The organism is Micromonospora sp. ATLC20, assembly GCF_057196585.1.
In genome coordinates this window covers 1-12,339 of the sequence record NZ_JBXUOV010000172.1, presented here as the reverse complement: position 1 = coordinate 12,339, position 12,339 = coordinate 1, and the positions used below count along the sequence as shown (strand labels likewise).

At 71.4% G+C, this 12,339-nt stretch carries 9 protein-coding genes and 1 pseudogene; 5 read left to right on the top strand and 5 right to left on the bottom strand.

Going from position 1 to position 12,339, the window contains the following annotated elements:
• Positions 1–2,057: hypothetical protein (locus AC2CHG_RS25655; RefSeq protein WP_484525748.1), on the bottom strand; the 2,057-nt coding region annotated here is incomplete at its 3' end.
• Entirely contained in the window at positions 2,054–2,836 is a 783-nt protein-coding gene (locus tag AC2CHG_RS25650) for a deoxyribonuclease IV (RefSeq protein ID WP_262012929.1), read from the bottom strand. The genes AC2CHG_RS25650 and AC2CHG_RS25655, both read right to left, overlap by 4 nt.
• A 631-nt stretch (positions 2,837–3,467) precedes the next feature.
• On the opposite strand from AC2CHG_RS25650, the gene rpsF reads away from it, so the two are divergent.
• From rpsF to rplI, 4 genes are all read left to right on the top strand, one after another.
• Positions 3,468–3,758: a 30S ribosomal protein S6 gene (gene rpsF / locus AC2CHG_RS25645; RefSeq protein WP_013289357.1), complete on the top strand. Its 291-nt coding sequence runs from the start codon at positions 3,468–3,470 to the stop codon at positions 3,756–3,758.
• A gap of 82 nt (positions 3,759–3,840) precedes the next feature.
• Positions 3,841–4,368: a single-stranded DNA-binding protein gene (locus tag AC2CHG_RS25640; RefSeq protein ID WP_018788497.1), complete on the top strand. Its 528-nt coding sequence runs from the start codon at positions 3,841–3,843 to the stop codon at positions 4,366–4,368.
• Positions 4,369–4,409: 41 nt separating this feature from the next.
• Entirely contained in the window at positions 4,410–4,649 is a 240-nt protein-coding gene (gene rpsR / locus AC2CHG_RS25635; RefSeq protein WP_013289355.1) for a 30S ribosomal protein S18, read from the top strand.
• Between the two features lie 14 nt (positions 4,650–4,663).
• Positions 4,664–5,110 (top strand): 50S ribosomal protein L9, encoded by a 447-nt coding sequence (rplI, locus tag AC2CHG_RS25630; RefSeq protein WP_135242573.1) that lies wholly within the window; start codon positions 4,664–4,666, stop codon positions 5,108–5,110.
• 93 nt (positions 5,111–5,203) lie between these two features.
• Here rplI and AC2CHG_RS25625 read toward each other — a convergent pair whose 3' ends face one another.
• A complete protein-coding gene (locus AC2CHG_RS25625) occupies positions 5,204–6,880 on the bottom strand; it encodes a hypothetical protein (RefSeq protein WP_484525747.1) in 1,677 nt (558 codons plus the stop codon).
• A gap of 396 nt (positions 6,881–7,276) precedes the next feature.
• Between AC2CHG_RS25625 and AC2CHG_RS25620 the strand changes: the two genes are divergently transcribed.
• Positions 7,277–11,374 carry a replicative DNA helicase gene (locus AC2CHG_RS25620; protein ID WP_484525746.1) on the top strand — a complete coding sequence of 1,366 codons (4,098 nt, stop codon included), beginning with the start codon at positions 7,277–7,279 and terminating at the stop codon, positions 11,372–11,374.
• Between the two features lie 6 nt (positions 11,375–11,380).
• Here AC2CHG_RS25620 and AC2CHG_RS25615 read toward each other — a convergent pair whose 3' ends face one another.
• Together AC2CHG_RS25615 and AC2CHG_RS25610 are read right to left on the bottom strand one after the other, a co-directional pair.
• On the bottom strand, positions 11,381–12,061 hold the full coding sequence (locus AC2CHG_RS25615) for a maleylpyruvate isomerase N-terminal domain-containing protein (protein ID WP_484525745.1): 681 nt from the start codon (positions 12,059–12,061) through the stop codon (positions 11,381–11,383).
• 94 nt (positions 12,062–12,155) lie between these two features.
• A pseudogene (locus AC2CHG_RS25610) lies at positions 12,156–12,339 on the bottom strand (zf-TFIIB domain-containing protein); the annotation flags it as partial.

Below are 12,339 nucleotides of genomic sequence, written 5' to 3'. Positions count from 1 at the left end.
GCCGCGCCCGGGCCGCGCCCCGCCCCCCCCCCCGCCCCCCCCCCCCCCCCCCCCCCCCCCCCCCCCCCCCCCCCCCCCCCCCCGACCTGCTCCCGGGTCACGCCCGGCGTGTCGACCGGCCGGTCGAGCATCCCCTCCCACGGGGTGCCCTCCAGCTCGTCGCGCAACACGACCACGTTCTTCACGCCGATCTGCCGCAGATAGTCGACGCTCGCGTAGTCCGGGAAGCTGACAGTCGCCTCGCGGATCTGAGCCTGCGAGCGCGGCGTGAAACCGCTGCCGCCGTTGACCATCGGCTGGAACCGGTCGGTGGACCAGAGCATCACCGGCTGATCCAGGTTCTGGCTGCTCGGCAGCACCAGCATCGGGCCGTCCACCGTTCGCATCGCCGCCGGCTGCCGCGGCACCACCGGCTGCGGCGTCGCGTTCAGCCCCTCCACGATCACCAGCGCCAACGGCAGCAGCGTGGCCAGGCGCAGCCACGGACCCGGCCACGGCGGCACCCGCTCGGCGGCCAGTTCGCGTACGCGCATGCAGAACGCGGTGACCGCGCCTGCCGCGAGCAGGCCCAGCAGCAGCGTCGTCCAGAGCATCATCCGCCCCGGCGTGCGCAGCCCGCTCCAGCCCGGCAGGTAGTCGAACAACGGCACGTAGGTGAACCGGCCGCCGAAGAACCGGGTGCCCATCGCCAACGCCATCGTCACGAGCACCCCGGCCAGCAGGAAGATCCGGTGCCGGACCCGCCAGACCGAGAAGAACAGGCCGCCGGCGGCGAGCGCGTAGAGCGCGAAGCCCGGCAGCAGCGTCATCTCCGGATGCCAGGGCAGCACGGCCCGGGCACCCTCGTGCAGCCCGCCCCAGACCCGCGACTCGGCCGGCGCGGTGAAGAACCCGCTCGCCGGCGGCGAGTAGAGCGCGATGTCACCGAGCGTCCGCTCCGCGTTCGGGTGCAGCTCGGCGACCTTGAAGTACGGCACCGCCAGCGCCGCGCCCACCGCGGCGAAGACCAGCCCGCCGAACACGTCGGCCAGGAACAGCCGCCGCCCGAACGGACGCTTCACCCGGCGCCGCCGCACGAACCACAGCACCACCGCCACCAGAACGGTCCCGGCCAGCATGTACGCGAACGGCAGCCCGATGCCGAACCCCAGGCTGAGCTGCCACGCGGCCACCAGCCACCCGGCGAACGCCCAGCCCGCGTGCCGGCGACGCGGCCGGTAGCCGTACCGCAGCGACCAGCCGTGCCCCCGGGCCAGCATCGCCAGCGCCAGCGGGATGCCGCCGTTGGAGAGGATGTGCAGGTGCCCCGCCTGGGCCAGCAGCCACGGCGCGTAGGCGAAGCTCGCCCCGGCCACCGCGCCGCCGATGCGGCCCGCGCCGAGCTGCCGGGCCAGCACGTACGCGCCGAACGCGGCGAGCGCGTGCGCCAGCACGAACATGATGTTGTAGCGCAGCACGGCGTGCTCCGGGCCGACGCCGATCAGGCCGGCCGGGGCGTACCCGAGGAGCGTGTCGGAGAACGCGAAGCTCCAGTTCTCCGGATAGAACGTGTTCGCGTGCCACAGCATCGCCGGGTCGGTCCGGAGGATGTGGCCGGACCACGCCATCTGCCACGCCTGCAGGCTCGGATCCCAGTAGTCCTGCGGCAGCGTGTGCCGCGGATAGCGCAACGTGGGCCAGGTCATCGCCGCGGCCAGCGCCAGCGCGGCGACGGCGGCGAGCGTCCACTCGTGCATCAGGAACCGGCCGACCGCGCGGATCGCCCGGCGGGGCCGACCGAGCACCGGCTCCGGCGCGGGCCCGAACGCGGACCACGGATCGGCGGGCTCGTCGCCGGCCGTACCCGTGGTGCCCTTGTCGCCGCTCTCGGCCTTCTCGGCGGCGGCGGCATCTCCGGCGGCGGCGTCGCCGTCCTTGGCGTCGCCCGTGTCGGCGGCGCCCTGGTCCCGGGCCTCGGTCTTCTCCCCGCCGGTGGCCTCGTCCGCGGTGCCGTCGCCGGGCCCGGCGTCCGCTGCCTCGGCGCCGCCGCCTGCCTTGCCGGACTGCTCGGTCGTCACGCCGCCGCGCCCAACTGCCCGCGTAGGAACGCGATGTCGGCGGCCTGGCCCTCGACGCCGCCGGGGGTCTCCACGATCACCGGCGCGCCGGCCGCGCGGATCAGCGCCACCAGCAGTTCCGGGTCGATGGTGCCGCCGGTGAGGTTGTCGTGCCGGTCCTGGCCGGAGTTGAACGCGCCCTTGGAGTTGTTCGCGTGGATCAGGTCGATCCGGCCGGTGATCGCCTTCACCCGGTCGACCAGGCCCAGCAGTTCCTCGCCGCCCGCGTACGCGTGGCAGGTGTCCAGGCAGAAACCGACCTCGTGGTCGCCGAGCGCGTCCCAGAGCCGGGCCAGCGAGTCGAGGTGCCGGGCACAGGCGTTGTCACCGCCGGCGGTGTTCTCGATCAGCACCGGCAGCGGGAAGCCGCCCGAGTCCGCCGCGTACGCGAAGGTCTTGCGCCAGTTGTCGAAGCCGACGGCGACGTCGTGGCCCGCGTTGACGTGGCCGCCGTGCACGATCAGGCCCTTGGCCCCGACGTCCGCCGCGGCGGTGGCGTGGGCGAGCAGCAGCTTGCGGCTGGGGATGCGGATCCGGTTGTTGAGCGTGGCCACGTTGATCACGTACGGCGCGTGCACGTAGAGGTCGACGTCGGCGGAGCGCAGGCGTTCGGCGTCCTCGCGCGGCTTCGGGGCCTTCCAGCCCTGCGGGTCGGCCAGGAAGAACTGGACCGCCTCGGCCTGCCGGGCGGCCGCCTCGGCCAGCGGGTCGGTCGGGTCGACGTGGGCTCCGATTCGCATGCAGGGCAGCCTACGTCGCGCCTGCGACGGCCGGCGCGCTCGCGGGAGGCACCCGGCGGGTCGGACGCGTCACCACCCGGCCCGGCGGTCGTTGTGCGAGGTGGGATCGATGGTCGACGCTCCGCCCGCACGTGGTCCACAGCACGGACGGGCGAGGGTGGACCCCCGGCAACGGGACGCCCCGCCGTGCGGCCCGGCACGACGGGGCGGGATCCGCTCGTCATCCAGGCACGGGAACCGGCAGTCGGACCAATTCCTCCATTTGCCCCAAGTGGTGACGATAGCCATTGTATGGTCAGACCAGGTGATAACACGATAAAGCTCCGCGGGGCGTCTTCGATCCAACCTCATCGGTGTGGTCGTTCCTCCCCAGGTCCCACCCAAGGAATGCGGACGGGACGCCCCGCGGTCCCGTGGACAGGGGTCCACCCGCCGGTTCGCCGGGGGTGGGCCCCTGTCGCCGCACCCGGCACCTGGACCACCGGCCCGGCCATGATCGTCCGGACCGGCTATCCTGGTCCGGTTGTCCGTGTGTCCGGCCGGGTTCCCCCGGTATCGGCGCGGGCAACGACGCACGACCTCCTGCCACGGAAGGACCGTGGCCGCTTAGCCCACAGGAGGTGAGCACGTCTTGCGTCATTACGAAGTCATGGTGATCCTCGACCCCAGCCTCGAGGAGCGCACCGTCGCCCCGTCGCTCGACACGTACCTGAACGTGATCCGGACCGCGGGTGGCTCGGTGGAGAAGACCGACGTGTGGGGCCGCCGGCGCCTCGCGTACGAGATCAACAAGAAGGCCGAGGGCATCTACGCCGTCATCGACCTCCAGGCGACGCCGGAGGCCGTTGGCGAGCTGGACCGTCAGCTCCGACTCAACGAGTCGGTGCTGCGCACCAAGGTCATCCGCCCGGAGATGCGCTGAGCATCTAGACCCGGCACGTCCGGATCACAAGCCTCATCCACGCTGTCGTACGGCTCTGAGAGCCTGTACGACACAAAGATGAGTGCGCGAGGAGATGGTCATGGCAGGAGACACCACCATCACGGTCATCGGCAACCTGACCGATGACCCCGAGTTGCGATTCACCCCCTCCGGCGCGGCGGTCGCCAAGTTCCGGGTCGCTTCGACGCCCCGTTTCATGGACAAGGCCTCCGGCGAGTGGAAGGACGGCGAGCCGCTGTTCCTCTCGTGCACGGTCTGGCGCCAGGCCGCCGAGAACGTCGCCGAGTCGCTGCAGCGCGGCGCTCGCGTGATCGTGTCCGGCCGGCTGCGCCAGCGGTCGTACGAGACCCGCGAGGGTGAGAAGCGCACCGTCATCGAGCTGGAGGTCGACGAGATCGGCCCGTCGCTGCGCTACGCCACGGCGAAGGTGCAGAAGATGTCCCGCTCCGGTGGCGGTGGCGGCGGCTTCGGTGGTGGTGGCGGCCAGGGCGGCGGCGGAGGCAACTTCGACGACCCCTGGGCCTCTGCTGCCCCCGCCCCCTCCCGCGGTGGTTCGGGCGGCAACTTCGACGAGGAGCCTCCGTTCTAATGGCGCCGAGCGCCCGCGATCGCAAACCAGGAGCACGAGCAATGGCTAAGGCTGCGGCCCTTCGCAAGCCGAAGAAGAAGGTGAACCCGCTCGACAAGGACGGGATCACCTACATCGATTACAAGGACACCGCGCTGCTGCGCAAGTTCATCTCCGACCGCGGCAAGATCCGCGCTCGGCGGGTGACCGGCGTCACCTCGCAGCAGCAGCGGCAGATCGCCCGTGCGGTCAAGAACGCCCGCGAGATGGCGCTCCTGCCGTACACGGCCACGACCCGCTGAGAGGAGGCACGGACATGAAGATCATCCTGACTCAGGAGGTGTCCGGCCTCGGCTCTCCGGGCGACATCGTCGAGGTCAAGGACGGCTACGGCCGTAACTACCTGCTGCCGCAGGGCTTCGCGATCGCCTGGACCAAGGGCGCGGAGAAGCAGGTCACGGTCATCAAGCGGGCCCGCTCGGCCCGCGAGATCCGCGACCTCGGCCACGCCACCGAGGTCAAGACCCAGGTCGAGGGTCTCAAGGTCAACCTGAAGGCCCGCGCCGGCGACGGCGGGCGGCTCTTCGGCTCGGTCACCCCGGCCGAGATCGTCGACGCCGTCAAGGCCGCCGGCGGCCCGACCCTGGACCGCCGCCGGCTGGAGCTGCCCGGCCACATCAAGGCGCTCGGCTCCTACCCGGTCAGCATCCGGCTGCACCCCGAGGTGACCGCCAAGTTCGACCTGAACGTGGTCAAGGGCTGACACCCGAAGCACGACGCGAAAGGCCCGCACCGGCTGCCGGTGCGGGCCTTTCCGCATCCCCGCCGCCGGCCGGATTCGCTCGGCCGAAGCCGCTCAACCGAGCGGCCGGCCCGTCACCGCGCTGATCACCACCGTGGACAGGCCACCACCCACCACAGCGGCCGCCAGCGCCACAGTCGCCGACCGCCACGTCGTACCGACCTGCCGCAGCAGCACCGCCACCACCAGACTGCTCACCATCGCCAACCCGAACCGCGGCGCCGCCGACACCAACGACTCCAGGGCGTGCGCACGCGGCGAGTCACACCCCCCACCGGTGATGTCCGTGACGCACCCCGCCGGCGGCTGACCACTGAGGAACAGCAGACCGATCACGAGCAGCACCGCCGGCACCAGATAACAGGCCGCCGTGTAGACCAGCGGCCGCAACGGACCACCCGGATCCGGGTCCAGCAGGTCGTCCTCCAGCCGACGACCCCACGAACCGCCACCGATCGAATCCACCCGCCGCCGCAACGTCGACGGCGCCGGCTCCACCGGGCGCCGGCGAGGCACGGTACGCGGACGCGGCGCCGAGTACGCCACCGCCGGCGAACGCGGAGCCGTCGACGGCGTCTCCATCCACCGCGGATCGTCACCCGAGAGCCGGGTACCCGACCAGAACGCCTCGGCCCGCGCCGCCGACGCCCAGCCCTCCCGCACCGGCGACGTCGAACGATCCCACGGATCCGCCCCCGCATACCGGTCGTCCGTGTCCCGCACCGGCTCCAGGAAACCGGTGTCGGTGAACCGGTCCCACTCACCCGTGTGCTCCGTACGGTCCCACCCGCTCTCCGCCCGCTCCCAGCGGCTCGCGGGCACCGGCCGGTCCCAGGCGTGCACCCCCGACGCGTCCCACGGGTCGACAGCGGGCGGATCCACATGCTCACGCTCGGCGCTCCGACGGCGCTGCCACGGATCCGCCGCCGGACGCGCCGGCTCCGGCGGCGCCGCCCGCGACCAGGTCGGCTCCGGCTCGGACGTCGTCGCCCGCCCCCACGCCGGCTCCGGCTCCGCCGTCGATGCTGACCGGCCCGCATCCGACGCCGCAGGCCACTCGGCATCCGTCGCCGAGCGCGACCACGCGCCGTCCGGGGCCGCCGGACGCGACCAGGTGGAGTCCGACCCCGCCGGCGGCGGCCAGGACGAACCCGACGCCGACCGACGCCGCCGACCCACCGGCCGTCCACCGTCCGGCCCGGCCGGCTCCTCGCCCGAACCCGCCGACTCCGGCAGCCCTGACCAGATCACCTGCGGCCGGCGCGTCGCCGCCCGGCGCGGACGACTCCGGGGCGCCGCACCCGACACCGGCTCGTCGTCCTCGTCCGCCCGCCGGTTACCCACGTACCCCCGCTCCTGCGGGGCGTCCATCGTCCACTCGGCGGTGTGGTCCGACAACGGACCCGCGCCGATCGCGCGCAGATCCCGCCGGCCGGTCTCCGCCCGCCGACCACCACCGGAGGACGGCGTCTCCACCTCGTCGTCGTCGGGCGCGGCATGCCGGCCACCGCCGTCCGCCCGGCTCACCCCGGACTCCAGCGCCCACCGCGGAAGGTACGTCTCCACCGGCTCGTCCTGGCCACGCTCGATCGCCCGCCGCCGGCTCGCCGTGCGGTAGCCCTCCGGCGCGTACGAGTCGACCCGGCGCGGCCCGGCGGGCTCATCCCAGGAACCGCTCGGCCGTCGCTCGCGCGGGCTGTCCTCCCCGCTTCCCCAGTCCCGGTGTCTCACGGCCGGAGCGTGACCTCTCTCAACCCGAAAATAAACCCGCTGTCCCAGGTGTCGCCGTTCGCAGCGATAGTACGGGACGAACGACGACAAAGCTTGGCCGGAAATCTTCCGTCCACAGGGTGGGGATAGGAAAAGCCCAGGTCAGAGGCGATACGCCCGGAATTCCCCATCACTTTTCCACACCTCTGTGCACACCCTGCGCACATGCCTGTCCCCAGGCGTCCACAGGTTGTCCCGAGGCTCATCCACCGGCCTTGTTGAGCGGCTGACCTCGGGTTCCGTATCGTGGTCCCCCGACCGCCGGCGATGACCCCCGATCGACCGGAGGGTCGGCGGAGAGTTGTCATACCCCGGCGATAGAGCTGGGTTCGATCCGACGCAGCGAGGGGGGAACCCGTGTCGGTCACCGACGAGACGCGTGCGGAACGGACCGGGGGACAATCGCCCGAGCCGCCGCCGCGCGAATCTGCGTTCGAGAAGACACCACCCCAGGACGTCGCCGCTGAGCAGTGCGTACTCGGCGGCATGCTGCTGTCCAAGGACGCCATCGCGGACGTCGTGGAGATCCTGAAGACAAACGACTTCTACCGCCCGGTCCACGCCACCATCTTCGACGCGATCCTGGACATCTACGGTCGCGGCGAACCCGCCGACCCGATCACCGTGGCGGCCGCGCTCGCCGACTCCGGCGACCTCGCCCGGATCGGCGGCGCCCCCTACCTGCACACGCTGATCGCCAGCGTGCCCACCGCCGCGAACGCCGCCTACTACGCCCGCATCGTCGGCGAACGAGCAGTGCTCCGCCGGCTGGTCGAGGCCGGCACCCGGATCGTGCAGCTCGGCTACGGCACCGGCCCGAGCGGCAGCCGCGACGTCGACGACATCGTCGACCTCGCCCAGCAGGCCGTCTACGAGATCACCGAGAAGCGCGTCAGCGAGGACTTCGCCGTCCTGGCCGACATGCTCCAGCCGACGCTCGACGAGATCGAGGCGGTCGGCGCCCAGGGCGGGGTGATGACGGGTGTGCCGACCGGGTTCACCGACCTCGACCGCCTGCTCAACGGCCTACACGCCGGCCAGCTCATCATCGTGGCCGGCCGGCCCGGTCTCGGTAAGGCGCTCGCACTCGACACCCCACTGCCCACCCCGCAGGGCTGGACAACCATGGGTGAGGTGCGCGTCGGCGAGCAGCTCCTCGCCGCGGACGGCACCCCGACGACGATCACCAACGTCTTCGACGTGATGTACGACCGCCCCTGCTACGAGGTCGAGTTCTCCGACGGAAGCGTCATCGTGGCGGACGCCGAGCACCTGTGGAAGACCACCACCCGGGCCAGCCGACGCCAGCCGGAGGCACGCCGGCGGCACCACTGGGCCGAGCCGGCGTTGGCGAAGGTACGGGCGGCCGAGGCGTCCGCATCCGCCGAACCGCACCGCCTGGTCACTCTCGCCGAAACGCTGGAACAGGTCGGCCCGGAATTCCGCAACGTGCTTCACACGGTGGCGCAGACGGTGGGTTCCAACGGCAAGGTCGCCCGCCCGGTGACCCGGGCCGGCAAGACACGCAACTGGACGGCTCCGGGCTACCCCGTGGGCGCGTTGATCTCCGGCCTCCGTGCACGCGCGGAACGACCGATGAACGCCGCCAGCCGCGCCGAGCATGACGGGATCGTCACGACGGCGCAGATCGCGGCCACGCTACGTACCGAGACGGCCGACCGCCGTCTCAACCACGCCGTGCGCAACTGCGCGCCGCTCCGACTTCCGGAACGCGACCTGGCCGTCCCGCCGTACACCCTCGGGGTGTGGCTCGGCGACGGGCACACCGGGGCCAGCCGCTTCACCACCGCCGACGCGGAGATGCTCGACCTCGTGGCCCAGGACGGCTTCCTGGTACGCCCGAGCGGGCCCATGGTCTACAGCGTGCATCTGCCCACGCCGGCCAGGACGGCGGACCGCACCTGCGTCGACTGCGGCGGCTCCACCCGCGCCCTGCGGGAGAACCCCGGAACCCGCCGCTGCGCCGAGTGCCACGAGCGGAACGGCTCCTTCCTGGCCCTGCTCCGCCGAGTCGGGGTGGCCTACGACAAGCACATCCCGGACGACTACCTACGCTCCTCCGAAACCCAGCGCCGGGCGTTGCTCGCCGGTCTCATGGACACCGACGGCACGGTGGCGCCGACCGGGAACCTGCAGTACACGTCCACCTCGCGGCGCCTGATCGACGGCGTACGGGAACTCGTCGTCAGCCTGGGCTACCGGTGCACCATGACCGAGCGCAAGGTGCGCGGCCGTACCGAGGCATCGTCGATCGCGTACACGCTGAACTTCTCCACCCCGGACACGGTCTTCCGGCTGGACCGGAAGCGGACCGCCCACGCGGCCCGGCGACGGACCTCCTCGGACGTCCGCTCCCACGCGCGGTTCATCGTGGACGTCCGTCCGGTGCCGAGCGTTCCGGTGCGCTGTGTGACTGTCGACAATCCCGACCATCTGTATCTGGCGGGCCGTTCGATGATCCCGACGCACAACAGCACGGCGAGTATGGACTTCGCCCGGAATGCAGCTATCCGCGCCAACCAGGCGTCGGCGATCTTCTCGCTGGAAATGAGCAAGGTCGAGATCGTCATGCGACTCCTCTCGGCCGAGGCGCGCGTGCCGCTGCACGTCCTGCGGAGCGGGCAGCTCTCCGACGACGACTGGACCAAGCTGGCCCGCTGCATGGGCGAGATCAGCGAGGCACCGCTCTTCGTCGACGACACGCCGAGCATGAACCTCATGGAGATCCGGGCGAAGGCGCGGCGGCTCAAGCAGAAGCACGACCTGAAGCTGATCGTCGTCGACTATCTCCAGCTGATGACCTCGCCGAAGCGCACCGAGAGCCGGCAGCAGGAGGTCGCGGACCTGTCGCGTGGCCTGAAGCTGCTGGCCAAGGAGGTCGAGTGCCCGGTGATCGCGGTGAGCCAGCTGAACCGTGGCCCCGAGCAGCGGACCGACAAGCGCCCCCAGCTTTCCGACCTGCGTGAATCGGGCTGCCTGACCGCAGATACGAGACTTGTCAGGGCCGACGACAACTCGGAGATCACCCTCGGGGCGCTTCTTGCTGGGAACGTCAGGGACATCCCGGTCTGGGCCCTCGATGAAGGTCTCCGCTACACCCCCCGGACGCTCACGCACGCATTCCCCAGTGGGACGCGGGAGGTGTTCCGGATGACCCTCGCCTCCGGGAAACAGGTGGAAGCGACTGCCAACCATCCTTTCCTCACGTTCGGCGGGTGGGTGCCACTGGAGGAACTCACGGTTGGAACGCGGCTCGCCGCGCCTCGGCACATTCCGCCGCCGCTGAACATCCAGCCGTGGGCCGAGTCGGCGGTGGTCATGCTGGCGCACCTCCTCGGGGACGGCTCGTTCGTCCGCCGGCAGCCGATCCGCTACGCCAGTTGTGACGAGGCCAACCTGGCGGCCGTGACTGAGGCCGCGACGCACTTCGGGATCACGGCTGTGCGAGACGACTACCCGGCTGCCCGAGTGACCACGCTCCGGCTACCGGCACCATTCCGGCTCGCTCGCGGGCGGCGGAATCCGATCGCCGAGTGGCTGGACGGGTTGGGGCTGTTCGGGCTGCGGTCCCACGAGAAGTTCGTACCTCAAGCGGTGTTCGGTCTGCCCAAGGAGCAGATCACCCTCTTCCTTCGGCACCTCTGGGCCACCGACGGGTCCGTGACCGTCAACAAGTCCGGCCGAGGCGGACGGGTCTACTTCTCTTCCACGTCGCGGCGCATGCTGGAGGACATCTCACGCCTGCTGCTTCGCTACGGAATCTCGGCTCGACTGCGGCAGGTACCGGTCGATCGACACCGGCCGCAGTACACCCTGGACATCTCCGGCCGAGACGACCAGCTCCGCTTCCTTCGGGAAATCGGTGTGCACGGTGAGCGCGCCAACAGCTGCGCGGCGCTGCTGGTGATTCTCGAATCCGTCATCAGTAACCCGAACGTGGACACCGTTCCCAGGGAGGTGTGGTCACGGGTTCGGGAGGTCCTGGCGGAGCGCAAAATGAGCCACCGGGAGTTCGCGGCGGCGGTCGGAACCCAGTTCTCCGGCAGCGCGATGTGGAAGCGTGCACCCAGCCGGTCCCGTCTCGCCAAGGTGGCCGCGGTGCTGGACTCTGCGGATCTCGACCTGCAGGCGACGAACGACATCTTCTGGGACGAGATCGTCTCGATCGAGTCAGTCGGCGAGAAGGACGTTTACGACGCCACGGTGCTCGGCACACACAACTTCATCGCCAACGGGATCGCCGCGCACAACTCGATCGAGCAAGATGCAGACGTTGTCATCCTTCTGCACCGCGACGACTACTACGACAAGGAGTCGCCGCGAGCGGGCGAGGCGGACTTTATTGTTGCCAAGCACAGGAATGGGCCGACCGACACGGTGACGGTCGCGGCGCAGTTGCACCTGTCGCGCTTCGTGGACATGGCGATCGTCTGAGCCGCGTCAGCCGAGCAGCGGGAACCAGCCGGCGGCCTCGCCCAGCTCCAGCCGGTCCCGGTCGGTGAGCGGCACCCGCCCGGCGGCCTTCAGCAGGTAGTCGTGGTCGTCCCAGTCGGCCGGCCGTACCGCGTCGTCGCTGAGCAGGCCGTCCATCGTGGTCACCGCGACCCGCGTCGGGTCCGCCGCCGGCCGCGGCGCGTCCGGCAGATCCACCACCAGGTCCAGGTGATGGATGACCGCCTCGGTGGTCAGGGTGGCGAGCAGATGGGGTACGCGCAGCACATGACCCTGCGTGGTCACGTACCCGTCGGGGTCGGCTGCGGTGGCCGCGCGGACGGCGGCGGGCGCGGTGTCGGCCCAGAGCCGGACCACGCCGGTGGGCCGGTCGAAGGCGGCGGCGGAGCGGCGCGCCCACCAGGCGTGCCCGGCGCTCGCGTCGTCGTCGCCGGGAGTGAACGCGCGCCAGTAGCTGACGTCGTCCACGTCGGCCGGTCCGGGTGCGGGGCTGGCCAGGGCGACGAGTGCGCGCTGGGCGTCGCAGAGGACGTGGAAGAGCAGGTCGGCGACGAGCCAGCCGCGGCACCGGGTGGGCCGTTGCAGGCCGGCGTCGTCGAGCGGGGTGACCACCGCAGTGATGCCGTCGTACGCCTGGGCCAGCGCCTCGTGCTGCCGGATCGGGCTCATGCCGAGCAGCCTGCCACGGTGTGGCGAGCACGGCACGGCGACGAGCGCGCCGGGTCGATGCGGTGCACCGGCCCGGCGTGCGCGTGCTCGGCGGTCAGTCGAACAGTTCGCCGAGGAAGCCGTGCTTCTTCTTGCGCCGGTAGTGGCCGTGGTAGCCGTAGTGCTGCTGCTGGCTGTGGCCGTACGCGGGCTGCGCGTAGCCGTGGCCGGGCGGCGGCGGAGGAGGGGGCGGGGGGACGGCGCCGTAGCCGGGCTGGTGCGGCGCGGCGGGCGGGGGC

Coding starts and splice junctions, on each gene's coding strand:
- AC2CHG_RS25650 (WP_262012929.1), bottom strand. CDS start 2,836: ATGCGAATCGGAGCCCACGTCGACCCGACCGACCCGCTGGCCGAGGCG.
- rpsR (WP_013289355.1), top strand. CDS start 4,410: ATGGCTAAGGCTGCGGCCCTTCGCAAGCCGAAGAAGAAGGTGAACCCG.
- rplI (WP_135242573.1), top strand. CDS start 4,664: ATGAAGATCATCCTGACTCAGGAGGTGTCCGGCCTCGGCTCTCCGGGC.
- AC2CHG_RS25615 (WP_484525745.1), bottom strand. CDS start 12,061: ATGAGCCCGATCCGGCAGCACGAGGCGCTGGCCCAGGCGTACGACGGC.